General features: G+C 60.6%; 14 protein-coding genes. 7 read left to right on the top strand and 7 right to left on the bottom strand.

What is annotated here, in order from left to right; translation table 11 throughout:
* Window positions 1-485: 485 nt before the first annotated feature.
* From U5A52_RS09580 to U5A52_RS09590, 3 genes are all read right to left on the bottom strand, one after another.
* Window positions 486-1,106, bottom strand: coding sequence for a lipid-binding SYLF domain-containing protein (locus U5A52_RS09580; protein ID WP_321908212.1), 621 nt, complete (start codon window positions 1,104-1,106; stop codon window positions 486-488).
* A gap of 903 nt (window positions 1,107-2,009) precedes the next feature.
* A complete protein-coding gene (locus tag U5A52_RS09585) occupies window positions 2,010-2,522 on the bottom strand; it encodes a DUF2867 domain-containing protein (RefSeq protein WP_321934608.1) in 513 nt (170 codons plus the stop codon).
* Between the two features lie 199 nt (window positions 2,523-2,721).
* Entirely contained in the window at window positions 2,722-3,297 is a 576-nt protein-coding gene (locus U5A52_RS09590) for a TetR/AcrR family transcriptional regulator (protein WP_321934609.1), read from the bottom strand.
* Between the two features lie 144 nt (window positions 3,298-3,441).
* Here U5A52_RS09590 and U5A52_RS09595 point away from each other — a divergent pair, with 144 nt between their 5' ends.
* The gene (locus U5A52_RS09595; RefSeq protein WP_321934610.1) at window positions 3,442-4,125 is read left to right on the top strand and encodes a glutathione S-transferase; all 684 of its coding nucleotides are present in this window, start codon (window positions 3,442-3,444) and stop codon (window positions 4,123-4,125) included.
* Window positions 4,126-4,411: 286 nt separating this feature from the next.
* Complete coding sequence (locus U5A52_RS09600; protein WP_321934611.1) at window positions 4,412-5,836, top strand: phosphatidylserine/phosphatidylglycerophosphate/cardiolipin synthase family protein; 1,425 nt, start codon at window positions 4,412-4,414, stop codon at window positions 5,834-5,836.
* A 328-nt stretch (window positions 5,837-6,164) separates the two neighbouring features.
* Here U5A52_RS09600 and U5A52_RS09605 read toward each other — a convergent pair whose 3' ends face one another.
* Entirely contained in the window at window positions 6,165-7,793 is a 1,629-nt protein-coding gene (locus tag U5A52_RS09605; RefSeq protein WP_321934612.1) for a hypothetical protein, read from the bottom strand.
* A 242-nt stretch (window positions 7,794-8,035) separates the two neighbouring features.
* Between U5A52_RS09605 and U5A52_RS09610 the strand changes: the two genes are divergently transcribed.
* Window positions 8,036-8,458 (top strand): zinc-binding dehydrogenase, encoded by a 423-nt coding sequence (locus U5A52_RS09610; RefSeq protein WP_321934613.1) that lies wholly within the window; start codon window positions 8,036-8,038, stop codon window positions 8,456-8,458.
* A gap of 24 nt (window positions 8,459-8,482) precedes the next feature.
* On the opposite strand, the gene U5A52_RS09615 is transcribed toward U5A52_RS09610, so the two are convergent.
* Window positions 8,483-8,908: a Fur family transcriptional regulator gene (locus U5A52_RS09615; protein WP_321908204.1), complete on the bottom strand. Its 426-nt coding sequence runs from the start codon at window positions 8,906-8,908 to the stop codon at window positions 8,483-8,485.
* 180 nt (window positions 8,909-9,088) lie between these two features.
* Here U5A52_RS09615 and U5A52_RS09620 point away from each other — a divergent pair, with 180 nt between their 5' ends.
* Window positions 9,089-10,285, top strand: coding sequence for a polysaccharide pyruvyl transferase family protein (locus U5A52_RS09620; protein WP_321934614.1), 1,197 nt, complete (start codon window positions 9,089-9,091; stop codon window positions 10,283-10,285).
* Between the two features lie 14 nt (window positions 10,286-10,299).
* On the opposite strand, the gene U5A52_RS09625 is transcribed toward U5A52_RS09620, so the two are convergent.
* Window positions 10,300-11,115, bottom strand: a complete 816-nt coding sequence (locus tag U5A52_RS09625) for an intradiol ring-cleavage dioxygenase (RefSeq protein WP_321934615.1) — start codon at window positions 11,113-11,115, stop codon at window positions 10,300-10,302.
* Window positions 11,116-11,515: 400 nt separating this feature from the next.
* On the opposite strand from U5A52_RS09625, the gene U5A52_RS09630 reads away from it, so the two are divergent.
* A complete protein-coding gene (locus tag U5A52_RS09630) occupies window positions 11,516-12,664 on the top strand; it encodes a branched-chain amino acid ABC transporter substrate-binding protein (protein WP_321908198.1) in 1,149 nt (382 codons plus the stop codon).
* A gap of 54 nt (window positions 12,665-12,718) precedes the next feature.
* On the opposite strand, the gene U5A52_RS09635 is transcribed toward U5A52_RS09630, so the two are convergent.
* Window positions 12,719-13,552, bottom strand: coding sequence for an oxidoreductase (locus U5A52_RS09635; RefSeq protein ID WP_321908197.1), 834 nt, complete (start codon window positions 13,550-13,552; stop codon window positions 12,719-12,721).
* A gap of 94 nt (window positions 13,553-13,646) precedes the next feature.
* Between U5A52_RS09635 and U5A52_RS09640 the strand changes: the two genes are divergently transcribed.
* A complete protein-coding gene (locus tag U5A52_RS09640) occupies window positions 13,647-14,618 on the top strand; it encodes an AraC family transcriptional regulator (protein WP_321934616.1) in 972 nt (323 codons plus the stop codon).
* Window positions 14,619-14,917: 299 nt separating this feature from the next.
* Complete coding sequence (locus U5A52_RS09645) at window positions 14,918-16,309, top strand: GGDEF domain-containing protein (protein ID WP_321934617.1); 1,392 nt, start codon at window positions 14,918-14,920, stop codon at window positions 16,307-16,309.
* Window positions 16,310-16,591 lie beyond the last annotated feature (282 nt).

The following is a 16,591-nucleotide window of genomic DNA, read 5'->3' on the forward strand; positions in this document are numbered from 1 at the left end:
ATCAATATTTGGACTCACAACTTGCGGCACCGCGAAATTCATACCGTCGATAGATCGCTTGAACCTGACAATCGACGTTTTGTTCGGGCGATGACATTCCGACGTTTTCGCAGATAATACGTTTGCACAGCACTGCGAGCAGGCAATCCGGGTTTGATTCGATCCGCTACGATTCCTTACGAATTCCAAACGAGTAGATCTCTCTACGGCAGGCCTCCAGCTTTGAGGCGCCGAGGTCCGCGTTCATGTCAACGGGAGCGGGGGTCAACAGGTCGCGAGCGGTGCGGAAATTGGCGCCGGCTCGCTCTTGCCGGTTGTCAGCGGATTGCGAGTCCACACGCCGCCGTGGCCACCTTTGGTCAAGTCTGCACACCACCGGGGTGAAGCACAATCGGACTTTGGTCCGATATTCAAGCACCTGATCAACGCCGTGCCTCCCCGCATGCTGACCAACGATCTTGGCGAACTCTTCGCCTGCCAATCTGTCACGGACTGACACGAGAAATCTTGGTTCCGCGTAGCGCTGTTCCGGCCATCAAGCCTTGCTGATTGAAAATCATTGCATAGACGTCCGACTTCGCTGTCTCGGTGTTGAGATTCTTGGCGGTTCCCTCATCGACCACGACTACCGTTGGTCCAACACCGACCTCGAATTCACCGCTTGTCTTCAGGCTATTCAGTGCGGCATCGGTCATGAAAAGCATGACGTACGCGTATTGCTGTGCGCCTGCCTGGAAGCCGTAAGACACCGAGGTCGTAGCGTAATACCCCGTGACCTTGCCACTCTCGATTAATTCGCCGCTTCCATGCGAAACGCCGGCAAGAAATCCTGCCCTTACCACACTCGGAAATATCAAAACTGCTTTCGCCTTGTGCGCCAGGGAGTCCATCTTTGGGTGGGTTGAGGCGAGGCTAGACAAAGCCGCCCGGGAGTCCGCATCCAGGACACGTGTCGCGCTGTTGCCCTGCATCTGCGGCACGGCGTCCGACGTTTGAGCCGCGGTTGATGTCGGCGCGGCGCTGTTGCTCATGGAACCATCAGTCGTGCATGCCACGAGGATCGCCAATCCGGAAATCGCGGTCAGCGCTGGTACAATTTTTGACATGACGTACTCCAATTCAAATTAACAACCCACCAATGCACCGACTCCATTGCAACTCGCTTTTTGTATCGGAGAGTCTAGTGCGGTTCCAAATTCGATCCGTTGTCTTCTGCGATTGAAATCAGGTGCCAGGCGGTAACGCGCAAGGTAACTGTGCCGTCGCTGGTGACTTCATTGAGAAACGGAGGGATAGAAGATCGGTTGCTGAGCTGCTGCCGCAGATGCCAAAGATAGCCACGGCAGGACGCTCGATAGTCGAGCAATCGTATGCATGACCATGTCTTCCTTGAGCGCTTGTTGACGTTCTTGAAAGCGTGTTGGTTGCAGTCAACTCCAGGCTTTTCGCAATCCTCGAAGGGTTGCCGACAGAGCGTCAAACCTGCACTCGGAGGACGCCAGAATCCAGCTTGGCACAAGCACGTCATCCAATCCATAGGTCTTTGGTCCCATCCCCGCTGAATGCCGGCATCGAACAGGATGAAGGTGCCTGGCAGGCTGCATGCACGTGAGGGAGGCGCTTATTGAGCGGCCTGCGAATTGCCGTGCGACCTGAGTAATGTGCTTCATGCGCGTGGACTGGCATTCGAAAACTTCCATCAGGATTTGCTCGAAATGAGCTGGTGTGCGGCCTTCCTCCCCGGAGCTGGCCAGACAAATAACAGCCGCTTCAAACAGGACACGCAACCGGTCTGGAGTATGTTATTCGTGCAAACGAAAAGCCGAAGGCCGGTCTAATTCGCAAAGCAGCCGGTAAGTCTTGCATGGCTGAATGGCGGGGGTCGCTCAAACGTCGGTTACGCATGTTTGGGCCGTTGATGCCCTCTTCGATACTTCGGAATTCAAGCAGTCCAAATCAACAGCGACGGCAGTCGGTGCCGGATGCGGCGAAAGCATCGCGGACCACTGTTATGCATTGGGCCAACCTAGCTGCTGCGCTCGATGAAGCGAGGCTCGGACGACTGCCCGATGAAAAGGTGCGATGAGCGTAATGTAGGCTCGGCCCAGCGGACGATTGTAGAAAACGAGCGTCGTCACTGTGAGGCGGGATCGACTGTGCGATGACGGCTGCACGAGGACCGACACGCGGAAATCCAGATGCGTGTCATCCTCGCCGAGAACGATCTCGTTATCCGATCGTTCGAATACGTGAAACAGGCTGATCCTGTCCCCTCCTTTCTCCTTGAAGTCAACGGTTGTCTTCAAGCCGAGAGGCCGCACGAGCGTGTCCCGGATTCCCAGCAGCATCGCAATCCATGCGGGCTGGTTGGCAAAGACGTGTCGTGCCAGCGCCTCTACGTCGTAGCATGCTCTTTCTGGCAGATCCACGGAGAACGCGTCCGCGAAATCGGCGCGGCCGTACGACGAACTCAACTGCGAGGCCGGCGGCAGATCAGACTGTTCGATTTGATAGCTGTACATGTGCGATCACCAATAGGGGCTCGTGGGCCAGGACATAAGAGCAGCGCGACGCTGCCGTCGGCCACCTGCGCCGCTCCCAACATATATCGCGAATCGTCAGTCGGCGGAAATAGCACCGCTGCGACGATATCGCCCGCTTCGCCCATCCGGCCCCTGCGCCTTGGAGGCCACCAGGCGCCATATCGACTTTTTTCTACTGCTATGCCGGCAAAAGACCAGCAATACGGTAGCTTTCAATTAACCCGTCATAGACGGCGATATCCCCGCGACTTCTGGCGATGAGTTGAGCGCCGGCGACGGCTGCGAAGATCGCTTGCGCGCGTCCCTCGCGCTCCTCGGCGCTGGCAATGGCCGTGGCGGATAACACCTTGCTCAACCACGCAACATTCACATCTGCAAAGGCTCGGACCTCTTTCGTCACCGCTTCCGGCAAGTCATCAGATTCGGCAGCCATGAAACTGCAGAGGCAGATGCGATTGCCGCTCTTCAGCGCCTTGCGAAACGTTTCTGGGTAGCGGCGCAGACAGTCGACCGGGTCTGCGGATTCCGCCAAAAGTGCATTCAGCGTGGCTTGCGAGTCCTCCCAATAGCGCCTCGCCACCGCTGCTCCGAGATCGGACTTGCTTGCGAAGTGATGGTAGATGCTCGCAGCCTTGATACCGACAGCTTCAGCAAGATCACGAAAATTCAGGCCGTTGTAGCCGTGCGCTTGCGCAATCTTTGTGGCGGCCACCAGGATTCGTTCCCTCGAGCTCAAACCTGAATCGTTCTTCACTACGACCGCCTCCGCAAACTGGGGTGACTGTTGACATCGCGAATTATACCCCTTATGGTAAACCTAACGAACGTTAGGTAGGGCAACTGGGCATACTCCCCCATTTCCTTCGATCTTGAGTACCCGCCACCCGCAGAGGTAAGCATGACATCAGGCATCGTTCATTCCGATTCAACCAAACTCCCGATCATGACGATTTACGATTTCCCCACCGGACCCTACCCAACACGCGTGCGTATCGCTTTGGCCGAAAAGAATCTGCAATCGTGTGTCGAGTTCGTCATGGTCGATCTCTACAGAGGGGAGCACAAACGGCCCGAATTCATCTCAGGGAAGAACTACTCAGGCACGCTGCCGGTCCTCGAACTCAATGACGGAACCTGCATCGCCGAATGCACCGCGATTACCGAATACCTCGATACGCTCGATGGTGCACCCACGCTGACCGGCAAAACACCGCTCGAGAAGGGCGTGATCCACATGATGAGCAAGCGCGCCGAACTGGAGTTACTCGACGCCATCAGTGTCTATTTCCACCACGCCACGCCTGGACTTGGGCCCGAAGTCGAGCGCTATCAAAACGCCGAATGGGGGTTTCGTCAGCGCGACAAAGCCCTGAGGGGCATGCGGTACTTCAATGACGTCCTGAGAAAGCAGCCGTTTGTTGCCGGGGATGCGTTCTCGATGGCCGACATCACCGTCATCGGCGGCCTGGTCTTTGCGTCGATCGTGAAGCTGCCGGTGCCCGCAGAGTGCGAATTCCTTCTCGCCTGGTACGCGAGAATGCGCGAACGCCCGAGCGTCAAAAGCCAGCCGGCATTTACCTGAAGTCGCAGCTGTTTGTCTGCCTTCATTGATGAGCAACCAATCACGAAGTGCGTTGCCCGCCCCCCTCCGGGCGGACCGTTCCAGACCGCAGTCAATCAACGGCATATTTGCGGCGCCATAGCTCAGCGGGCGAAACCGGCTGTGTGCGGTCGTTGGAACAGTGCTCACAGATCGGCGACAATCGGACCTTCTGGAAAGCCATTTTTCAACTGCGTTGACGTCCTGTCCACTGAGTGCTTCAAGTGCAGCCAGATTCGCGAGACACATCGAACCAGTTCGCCACATCATGACCGCAAGAAGAAGCCTGGCGCTCATTCCGGCATGCGTGCTTGCCACTTCTCTGCACGGCCACGCGCAATGTGTCGACCTGGTCGCCAGTCTTGACGACGGTCAGTTGATGCAGTCGCGAATCGCGCTGGTCGACCGTGCCACGCCGACCGAGCCGATCCGCGTTCTCGCCTACATCTTCGAAATCGATCAGACCGGTGGCCTGCTGTTGCGTCATCTGGTCGAGGCCGCGCGCCGCGGCGTGTCGGTCAAGCTGCTGATCGACGGCATCGGCCCCGAGCCGCACTTCGCGTTCGAGAACGAGCTCATCGTCGCCCTGCACGAGGTGGCTCCCGGCATCGAACTGCGCATCTTCCATCCACGATCAGATCTCATCGAGATTTCGCATCGCATGCACGACAAGCTGTTCCTGGTTGGCGACACGGCAGTGATCGGCAGTACCTCGATCTGGGATGCGAGCTTCCGCAACTGGCTCAGCGAGCGCGATCTGATCGTGTCGGGCAATGCCGGCCAGGACACTTCGTCCCTGCACGCCATGTATCAGCATTTCGCCTTGTTCTGGGATAGCCCGGAAGCGGTTCGCCCCGAGCCGGAAAAATTCCTCGAAATCGCCAGTCCTTATCGCACCTCGCAGGGTTACGCGACGCTGGACCCGGCGCGCATCCACTATTGGCGCGAATGGCTGCTGGCACCGCTCGACGGTGCAGCCCAGGCGACGGACCTGGCCGCTACCGATACACCAACGGCTTCCGATACGCCCGATGATCCCGCCGCCGCGCCCGCTTCCGGGGCGGATTTTGATCCTGCCTGGATGCCGATCGCCTGCGAGCGCCTGCGCTATGTCCACGACTGGCCCGACAAGCGCTCGCCAGGCACGCTGCAGGACATGCTGCAAGCGTTCGATATGGCGCAGCGCGAGATTCTGATCATCAACCCCTACCTGATCCTGGTGCCGGAACTGCGCGAGGCGCTTGAGCGCAAGCAGCGCGAAGGTGTCCACGTGATCCTGGTGAGCGCCTCGCTGGCGAGCATCACGCAGGAATTCCCCGCAGTCGGTCGCGCCTATGCCGACGATCTGCCCGGCTTGGTGAATGCCGGGATCGAGGTGCGCGAGTATTCCGACCGTGACAGCCGCATGATGCACGCCAAGCTGGTCCTCATCGACAGCCATCGCTACTACCTCGGCAGCTTTAATTTCGATTCGCTATCGGCCCGCTTGAATACCGAAAACGGCCTGTGGATCGATATCCCTGAGGACGGGCTCGATCCCTTGCAGGACAGCGTGGCGTACTACCTGCGCAACTCAGGTTCGGTGAGCGACGCCAATAGCCGCCTTCTGGCGGATCCCGATGCGCGCTGCCGGGCCGCCGGCTGCGGCGGTGCCTGGCGGTGGGTGACGATGCTGATCAGGAACTTCCTCTGAGCGCGGCGTGCCCTGGCGCAAAACTACGTGGCCAGTTCGTGTCGCCGTGCGCACCGTGTCGCGCATTAGTCGGCCAGAATCGGCTGCCGATTGGGGCGCTACGGTCCTGAATCCGTACACAGGGATTCGTCAGGCCGGAAGCCCGAGAATAAGACTTCGATAGCCAGAACATACGACTTGCCAGGCAAAGAAAGCAAAGAGCCCTGACAATCAAAAGCACCGATTTGACCGCGGCCGGATGGCTGCTTTCGCTCGTTGACGCGACAATCTTCGCCAAGCTTTAGCAGGACTGCGAAGGAACTACGCACAGAATCGGCCATTGCAACACCTACTTCTCTTGCTGCCTGTCTATGTTCCATAGACTCAGGACGAAACGGATATTACCGGAGACACCAGGTTTGGCCGGATTTGAAAACGGGATCGTCACTTGGCTCGTCGAATTCGGCACGAGCGGCGGTATTGGAACGGTACCGCCGGACATCGTCGGTTCTGCTGCCCACTCGTATTGAACTGTCCAACCCGAAGTGACTGCGGTTGGCGGCACTATGTGGAGGATCAGTGTCTTGCGGAATAGATATCCGCCCTCGAAATGCTGAGCCAGCCACATGCGGCCATCGACTTCGTAGTCAGGAACCTTGATGCCGACGGTCACAGAATAGGCTAACGTCGGGTCGTTCGGGTTCAGTTTGGCGAGATTTGCAAGGAATACTGTAGACAGGTAAACAGAGGTATTCCCGCCCGAGTTCAGCCATTCTTCGTGCGTCAGGCAGGCAACCGAATCCTCCTCGGCCACTCGCCTCGTGAGATACCACGGTTTCCCGCGAGGCGACGCAAGCAGTTCAAACTGATAAAGCGCCTTGACCGGCTTGTTCGTTGCGACAACGTCGGACGGCAATTGAAGATTTGTTATATCCGCCCAGATATCAACACGAAAATCACCGAAAAGAAATCTTGTCAGATTTTGATAGGATTCCTCCCCATTCACAATTCCGAAATTTCCTGAATGTGACCGGTAAGTGAAGGCTTTGGCGCAGGGCCTGCCTGGCTCGCCTTTGGCATTCAAGCTGCGCAGGGTAGCGTTCTCGATACGCACAAGACCGTCGCTTCCATGGCCAGCGAAAGTCCGCGAAGCCCCCATCGCGACCTCATAGTCCGTACGATTGGTGCCGACCATACAAAACACGTTGTCAGGGTTGATACTTCCGGAAGGGAGCCAGTCGACGCGTCCTGTCGCTGCGTAAGCACTTTTCACATTGAGGTATTCCGCCATTCTCTCGCGGTTGAAATTGTTTATGTCGTCCTTCGAAAGCCACCGTGGTACGTTTAATCCGAGTAGGTCGATGCCGTTGTGTGGTGTCGCATAGGTGAAGAACTTGGCGACATGGCGCCGCGGATCGTCGTTTATGTCATCTGGATCGTTTTGCAAAAATGCGCGGCAAACGAGTCCACCCATCGAGTGAGCGACAAGGTAGCATCTGAAGTCATTGATATTGGCCACCCCGCCGGACTCCAGTAGCTTCTCCCTAACCTTCCGAATAAGCTCCGCGAGCTGTTTCGCCGATGTTTCTATGCTGGGTACTACGCCTGTTCCCAGCAGTTGGGACGCGTCATCGTAGTAGCGAAATATCACTATGCATCGTGGCGGTAGACCTCGAACGCGGTTTGGCATCCAGTCGGGGTCCACAATATCGTAGCCATCTGAGTAGACGGTGCCGTACTGAAAATCCGCTGTCAACCGCACTACCGGCGATTCGAATACGAACCGTCGTGGCGCACTGTTTGAATCCGACACCGCACGATATATCGTGGAGCCGACGTTGTAACCGCAAAACGGGTCGGCCGCGGTTTGGTCGATGTCCCCCTGCGTCATGGCATAGCCTCTGACGTAGATGATGGGATGGAACGGAGAATTTTGATTAGCCATTTCCGCCTCGAATGTGAAATGAACCTTCTTCAAGCAGGCGGTTAGCTGTCGCGCAGGTGTCACCTCGCGCACTAGCCTCACCTTCTTTATCAGAGCGGCGGCGAATGAGCGTGCACATTCCTGGAACGAATGGTGCTGTGACTCCCTTTGCAATCTTGTTGCCTTGCCACACGGCATCGACGCTCGTCTCGTCAGATCATTTAAAGCACGGGCGGCACGAAACTCAAACGGCGTCCGCTTGCGTATGTGCGCGACCGCACATAGGCACTCACCCAGTGTTTTTCATCGAGCCCCAGCTAGCTCCGGATTACCCCGCAACCGCTGCGCGACGAGCCCGTGCAGCGCGAGGCTGCGCCGATGCTTGTCGAGCTTCAGGTGAGGGGGCACTCTCCCGCAACGGCGGCCGCCGCAATGGCCTCGGTCATCGCTTCGACCGTCACGGGGCGACCGCGCGCCGCGGCCTTCACGCGCTGGACAAGTTCGTTGCGCGCAAGCGGCGGATATGCGGCTACCTCGTACACGAGGTAATTGGCAATCCTGATTGGTTGGATCGCACCAAAGCGTTTATTCTGGACGGCGTGGAAGCGGGCGCACTGACGCCCGTGATTGCCACGACGTTTTCCTTCGAGCAAATCGCCCTGGCGCACTGCTATCTGAAATCGAACGAGCCGTTCGGAAAGATCGTCGTTACGCTCTGAGCCTGGCGCCGGTAACGCGCCAGTTCACGATGTAGTCGCGGCACACTGGGCGCAGAGCCCGAAAACGACGAGGCTCGAATGTGTATAGCGAAAGCGCTGCGCCGCGGCAATGGCGGCGTGCTGCTCCTGCAGCGTGGGCTCGTCGATGTCGACCACGGTCTTGCAGCTCTCGCACACGAGGTGCGCGTGCGGCGCACCACGCCCAAGCTCGTACACCACGCGCGTTTCGCCAACCCACGTGCTGTGGAGCAGGGACGATTCCATCAGCTGGGCAAGCGCGCGATACACGCTCGCGAGACTGCATTGCTCCACGTCTTTTGCAATGCGGCGAAAGACCTGGTCGGCGGTCAGATGCTCGTGCGGCGCATCATGAAACACCTTCAGCACGGCCACGCGGCTGGACGTAGGGCGCAGGCGCGCGCTCTTCAGTTCGGAGTAGACCGTTCTCATACGATGGAAACCACGTCGGCAAGGCCGACAGTGTCCCCCGGGAATGCTTAAGGCTTCCTTATGTCGGTGGCGTGGGCGGCACGCCGCAACTTCCTTTCACGCCGCTTTATGCTATGGCACCGTATAGATGGAAAAGCATGCTCTTGGCGATCATTGGACAGACGCACGTACGAGGCCCTCATGGCTGCCACACCCACGGTGATCTTCGGCGCGTTCGACCGGCACAACTTCGGCGATCTGCTGATCGCGCAGGTGGTGGCGCGCATGCTGCCTCGGCGCGAACGGCTGTTCGCCGGGCTCGCCGCGCGAGACCCGCATGGAGATGGCGGCCCGCACACCGTCGCGCTCTCGCGTGTCGCCGCATTTGCGCGCGGCCGCGCCGTGAACGTGATTCACGCGGGCGGCGAGCTGCTGACCTGCAATGCGTGGGAAGCCGCTGTGATGCTCGCGCCGCCGCAACGCGTGCCAGCGCTCATTGCCGCTGAAGGCGAATGGCTGCGCGACGCTCGCGCGTGGACGCAAAGGCATGTTGGCGTGGCGTCACTCGCGCCGTACGCACTTTCAAAGTTGGCGTTGCCCGGCGTGCGCGTGGATCATCTCTCGTTCAACGCAGTAGGCGGTGTCGATCTCGAGGCACGCTACGCGCAGTTGGGCGCCGACGTGCTCGCCGCGCTGCAATCCGCTGACACGGTGAGCGTGCGCGACTCTCGAACTCAGGCGTTGCTCGCGCAACGGGGCATCGAAGGTGCCCGCCTGATACCTGACCCTGCCACGATGACGGCTGTTTTGTTCGGCGCGACGATACGCCGGCACGCCGCAAACCTCGCGCTACGCGAAGCGCTCCCGCGCGGCTATGCCGCCGTGCAATTCAGCGCCGACTTCGGCGACGATGCAACGCTCGATACGCTAGCCGCCCAGCTCGGACGCGTGGCGCAGGCGCACAACCTGGGTGTTGTGCTATTTCGCGCAGGCGCCGCTCCCTGGCACGATGACCTGGAAGTGTATGAGCGGCTTGCGGTTCGGCTGCGCGCCGCTCACGTTCGCGTGTTCGCTTCGCTGAACGTCTGGGACATTTGCGCGTTGATCGCTGGTAGCCGGATTTATTGCGGCAGCAGCCTGCACGGTCGTATCGTTGCGATGGCCTATGCGCTTCCGCGCGTCAATATCAGTCATCCTGATTATTCTTTTGGCCGAAGCAAGCATGTGGCTTACGTGCAGACATGGGAAGCAGCGGGCATCCCCGGCGTTGTACACCCGGGGAACCTGGCCGATGCGGTTGCCCATGCGCTGGCGAGCGATTGCGACGCATTGCGCGAAACCGCATCGGCGCTCGTGCGGCGGTATCGGAAGGAGTTCGAAGCCGTCGTTACGGGATGAGCGCGCCCGGGCATTCAGCCCGGCGGCGGCCCCGGAAACGGTTCGACCGCCTGCGGCTGGGCGTCGGGATCGACCACGGCATTCACGCGTGCGCGAAAACCATTGACGCGACTCTCAAAGGCAAATGGGCTCGCACTAGCGATCATCGCTGCGCCGGACTGGTTGACGAAAACCGGGTCTTCACCCTGCGTGGTGCGCTGGATCGCGTGCTCGCGATACGGATCGAGTTGCATCAACGACACCATCAGCGGCTCGGGAAAGAACACCTGGCCGACATGCGAAACATGCGACGCGCTTGCCGTGCGGACCTTGAAATGAACGTGATTGGTGCGCCCAGGATAGTTGCCCGGCACGATAGTCTGGAACGTGACAACGCCCGCGCGATCGGTATGCTGAATGCCGCGCAGAAAGGTCTCGCGGTCAGTGGGCCGCGGCGCGGGTGGCGGACCGGCGCGCCAGTCCGCGGGTGGGCGGCCGGGTGCCTTCGGATCGAAATCGGGCGGCGGCGAGAGCGCCATTTTCGTGTAGCCCGAGTAAGCGCCCATTGCGTCGCATTGCCATATGTCGACCGCGGCGCCCACGAGCGGCGCGCACGTTCTTGCGTCGGTGAGCACGATGTCGAGCGTCAACGGCACACCCGGCTTGCCCTCCCGGACGTCCGTGCGCACAAGATCTCCGTCGATCCAATAGGGGCCGACTTCCTGCTCCGGCGTGAGGCGGCAAGGCTGGGCGCTCGCCAAAGCGGCGGGGCTCGCTTCGAGCGTCGCGGCGCTCGTGCCGAGCGCGATCGTCAGTTTGATGAATTCCCGGCGTGACAGGCGTGATGTCATTGATGTGCTGCATTACGCGTGATGGCGGGACTCTACCCGACCCGGCGCGCATGACGATTACATTTCTATTACGCCTTATTTCGCGCAGGCAGGCGTATTTGTCCTGATTGCCCCGATTTGACCGGCTGTGCAGAAATGCGCATGGAAACCGTCGCGAATGGTCAAGACGAAGCGATATTGGCTTCCTATAGTCGCTTTCAGCGTTTCGCCCCGGCGCTCGTCGTGCGGGGCGGTTCGATCGATACCACGCCTTTCTGGAGGAGCCCAACCCGTAGTCGACGCGAACAAGAGAGTCGTGAATCGGCCGCCGCCCCGACCGCGCAAGGCGCGAAAAGCGGGGGAGCCCGGCCGGTATGCACGCCACAGCAGTGAACCCATGCTTGCCGACAAAGGAAATAACATGCGTTTTGCGAAGACTCTTACCCCTATCGCAGTTGCCGTTGGAGCACTTCTCGCTGTTGCACCGCTCGCCTCGCGCGCGGATACCGTTGTCAAAATCGGCTTTGCCGCGCCGCTCACCGGGCCGAACGCCAGTTACGGCAAAGACCTGGAAAACGGCGTGAAAATGGCCCTCGACGACGCCAAGGCACAAGGCGTCAAAATCAACGGCCAGCCCGTCTCGTTCGAGCTTGTCGCCGAAGACGATCAGGCAGACCCGCGCGTGGGCGTGCAAGTCGCGCAAAAGCTCGTGGATGAAGGCGTTTCGGTCGTTGTCGGCCACTTCAACTCGGGCACGACCATTCCCGCTTCCGAGCTGTACGAAAAGGCGGGCCTGCCCGACATCGATCCGGCCGCCACGAACCCGGTCATCAGCGGCCGCGGCTTCAAGAACATCTTCATGGTGATTTCGAGCGACGCGCAAAACGCAGGCACCGCGGGCGCCTATGCGGTCACGACGACCAAGGCCAAGCGCATCGCCGTGATCGACGACCGCACGGCCTTCGGCCAGGGCGAAGCGGACGAATTCGTGAAGGCCGTGAAAGCGCACGGCGGCGACATCGTCGACCGCGAGTACACGACGAACCAGGCGACGGACTTCAAGACGCAGCTCACGAACATCAAGAGCAAAAACCCCGATCTGATTTTCGTCGGCGCCCTCAATCCGCAGGCGGCCGGCATCATGAAGCAGATGGCCCAGCTCGGCATCAAGGCGCAGTACGTGGGCGGCGGCGGCGTGAAGGATGTGGACTTCGTGAAGCTCGCGGGCGACGTGTCGGAAGGCGCCATGGCGTGGGAATATGGCCGTCCGCTCGACAGCACGCCGGTCGGCGCGAAGTTCGCCGACCGCTTCAAGCAGAAGTATGGCGTGGACGTGCTCTCGTACGCGCCGTTCGGCTACGACGCGGCCTGGGCCGCTATCAAGGCGATGCAGGCGGCGAATTCGACGAAGCCGGACGACTATCGCCCGAAGCTGCAAAGCATCAGCTTCGACGGCATTACCGGCCATATCGAGTTCAACCCGAATGGCTCGCTCAAGAACGGTTCGTCTACCGTGTATCAGGTGAAGAACGGCCAGTGGGTGACGGTCAAGACGGTCAGCGGCCTCTGATCGCCCACGCGGGTCCGCCGCTTCCGGGCGGGCCCGCCCTTCAACCATCAAGCTTCAACCGTCGGTCGAAACCGTCACACTCTCCCAGGTGCGGATTTCGTCTTCCAGCGCCGCCAATTTGGACCTGACGAGCCCCAGTGCATCGCTGCCGAGCAGCAGATGTCTGGGAGGGTGGTCCGCTTCGATGGCGGCGAGCATCGCGCGCGCCGCTTTCTGCGGGTCCCCAAGCTGCTTGCCGCTCTTTTCCTCGCGCGCCTGGCGGACCGGGTCGAAAATCGCGTCGTAAGCCGCGATCGAACGCGGCGTTCGCCTCATCGAGCGCCCGGCCCAGTCGGTGCGAAACGAGCCAGGCGCAACGGCCGTCACCGCAATGCCGAATGGCTCGACCTCTTTGCCGAGCGCTTCCGAAATGCCCTCTAGCGCGAATTTGCTGCCGCAGTAGTAACTAATGCCGGGCATGGTGATATAGCCGCCCATCGACGTGATATTCAGAATGTGGCCGCGCCCGCGCTCGCGCATGAAAGGCAGGACCGCCTTCATCATGGCCACCGCGCCGAACACATTCACGTCGAACTGCCTGCGCATTTCCGATAACGGCGACTCCTCCATGACGCCTTCGTGACCGTATCCGGCGTTGTTGACCAGAACGTCCACGGGGCCCACGCTCTCCTCGATTTCCGCCACGACGCCGTCGATGGCATCGAACCCGGTCACGTCGAGCACGCGCGCGAAGACGCGAGACGCCGAAAGCGATTCGACATCGCGCTTCGCCTGCTCGCTCCTCACCGTACCCACAACAGTGTGACCGGCCGCCAGTGCTTCTTGCGCCAGCGCGCGGCCAAAGCCGCTGCTCACGCCCGTAATCAGCAGAATTTTGGTGGATGCCATTGAAGGTGCTCCCGAACGGTGTCTGAAAAGTTCATACTAGTCTGAACCGGGAGGCATAATCAGCCCGATTTCGGTAATTTTCTTGCCTAAAACTATGAACACGAAGCGGGACTCATCCGACCATTCCGGGCGCTCGTCACGAAGCCAGAAGCGCATGATCGCGTTGCTTCACGCGCTGGCGCCCGACGAGGGCTACAACCTCACGGCGCTGCCGAGCGTGCGCATTCTGCGCTCGAACCGGCCGCTCTCACGCACGCCGGTGCTCTACGACCCCGGCGTCGTGATCGTGTGTCAGGGGCGCAAGCGAGGCTATTTCGGCGACCAGCTCTATCTTTACGACGAGCATCATTACCTCGCTGTATCCGTGCCCGTTCCATTCAGTATGGAGACCGAAGCAACTGAGGAACACCCGCTGCTCGCGCTGTACCTCCACCTCGATTTCGCCCTCGCCGCCGAACTGGCGGCGCAGATCGATCGCGAAGGCATCAAGGAACCCGTGCAAGCGCCGCAAAGCATGATGTCGACGCCGATGGATGACACGATGCAGATGTCCGTGCTGCGCCTGCTCGAGGCGATGCATCGGCCTCTCGAAGCCGCTGTGCTGGGCCAGGGCTTGCTGCGCGAACTGTATTTCCGCGTGCTCACGGGCGCGCAGGGAAGCTCCCTGCGCGAGGCTTTGGCGATGAAAGGTCAGTTCGGCCGAATAGGGAAGTCGTTGCGCCTCATTCATGCCGGCTACGCGCGGCCATTGGACGTCACGCAACTGGCCGAGGAAGCGGGGATGAGCGTGCCGAGTTTTCACAGCCACTTCAAGGCGATCACCCAGGTCTCGCCCATGCAGTACGTGAAATCCACGCGGCTGCATCAGGCTCGCCTGCTGATGGTCCGCCAGGACCTGAGCGCGGAGGCAGCGGGCCACGCCGTGGGCTACACGAGCCCGTCGCAGTTCAGCAGGGAGTTCAAGCGGCTTTTTGGTTTGACGCCGGCAGCCGAAGCAAAGCGCATGCGCGCAAGCTTTGCCATTCCGGCGCCGTTCGCCGGCGCGACTTACGTTGCGTCGCACTGAGTCTGATCGGTGTCCTCAAACGGGATTGCCGCTGCGCGGTGATCGTGCGACACGCAATGCATCATCAGCAATCCTTACATAAAAATTACACGAAATATTCCGGCACGATACGGCCAAAGCCAGAATCCGATATCACTGGGCTCGCGCATGCGTGCCGCACTGTTTAGCCGAATCGGCGCACAATAGCTTCAGTCGAATTTGTCTGCTTTCCGGAACGCGACCGGCCCCACACCCGGCCCCAAACGCTGTCACGCGACGATCACCATGCTCGAGCGGCGCATCAACCCGAAAGTCATCACATGGACGGCTTGCTGATCGGACCGGCAACACGCAGGCAGGCGCTCTTCGCCAGCGTATGCGCATTGGCGATTCTCCTCACGCTCGCGCTCGCGGCGCCGCGTGCGCGCGAAGCCTTGCCCGGCATCGCCCCGTTCATGCCGATGTGCGCGCTCACGGTGTTCACCACGTCGAGCATCGCGGCTTTCCTGCTGGGCGCCCGTTTCGCGGCTACGCGCGTGGCCATGCTCGCCGCGCTGGGCGGCGCTTATGCGTTCACGGCCATTACCGTCGCACTGCAGTTGCTGATGTTTCCTGGCGTGTTCGCACGCACGGGCCTGCTCGGCGCGCTGCCGTATAGCGCCGCATGGATGTGGGTGTTCTGGCACGCCGGCTTTCCCGCGCTTGTCATCGTGGCCGAACTCGTGCGCAAGCGCCTGCCCGCCCCGCCGTTCGCCCGCGAATGTCTCGATGCCCGCGGCTGGCTGCTGATCGCCGCGCCCGCAGCGGTCGCCGCCCTGCTGGGCGTGCTCGTCACGCACGTCGATCTCGCATCGCCGTTTTACGACGATGCGAGCGCCGCGCCGGCATCGGCCATCGCGAACAATCTCGCGGGCCTCGCGATCTGCGCGCTCAACCTGGCCGCCATTGCGATCGTGTTGCTCAAAGGCCGGCTGCGCCTCGTACTCGATTTGTGGATCGTGGTGGCGTTGCTCGCCTCACTCGTCGACGCCGCGCTCAATACGCTCAGCATCGAGCGCTTCACGGTGGGCTGGTATGTCGCGCGCGTGTTCAGCATGTTCGCGCCTGGCGTGCTCGTGTGCGTGCTGGTATGGGAAGTGACGGCGCTCTATCGCCAGCTCTCCGAAGAACACGCCACGCTGATCCGCGCTTCCGCGCGCGATGCGCTCACGCGCGTCTACAACCGCAGCTATTTCGACGAGCAGTTCCGCGAAGCGTTCGAGCGCGCCGCGCGCAGCGGCCGGCCGCTCTCGCTCGTGATGCTCGACGTCGATCACTTCAAGCACTACAACGACGCCTTCGGCCATCTGCACGGCGACGCCTGCCTCGGCGCCGTAGCGGGCGCGCTCGCAAGCACGCTTGCCAGCACACTGCGCGAGCCGGGCGGCTTCGTCGCGCGCTATGGCGGCGAAGAATTCGCGCTGGTGCTGCCCGATACCGGCGCAGATGAAGCCGCGGCGCTTGCTGAACGCGCTCGCGCCGCCGTCGAGCAGCTCGGCATCCCCTCTCCCGCCGCAGACGGCCTCGTCACGGTGAGCGCGGGCTGTGCCACCCGCGACGCGATCGTTGCGTTGTCCCCCAATGCGCTCATCGAAGCCGCCGATGCCGCGCTATATGCCGCCAAACACGCCGGCCGCAACCGCGTGAGCCACGCAGGCGCGAGCGTCGCCTGAAACATTGCCTGCTGCGTTGGCGTTAGTGCCATTGCCTGAAACACCGTTGCGATAAGCACAACGCATTTGGGTTTCAACCAGGTGCTTCCACGTCGCGGCATCAATAAAGTGCGTGCTATGGCCTGTTTCGGCATTTGCATACTTTGCGCGCAACCCATGCAAATCCCTCGATGCATGCCCATTTTGCTCCCTACACGCTTTCAAAATGTAATGAGGAATCGGGATGTCCATTGAAAAATCGGCGGAAATTGCCGCCCGCTTCGACCGGCTGCCGCCATCGCG

It is taken from the genome of Paraburkholderia sp. J8-2 (assembly GCF_905220195.1).
Taxonomy (GTDB): Bacteria; Pseudomonadota; Gammaproteobacteria; order Burkholderiales; family Burkholderiaceae; genus Paraburkholderia.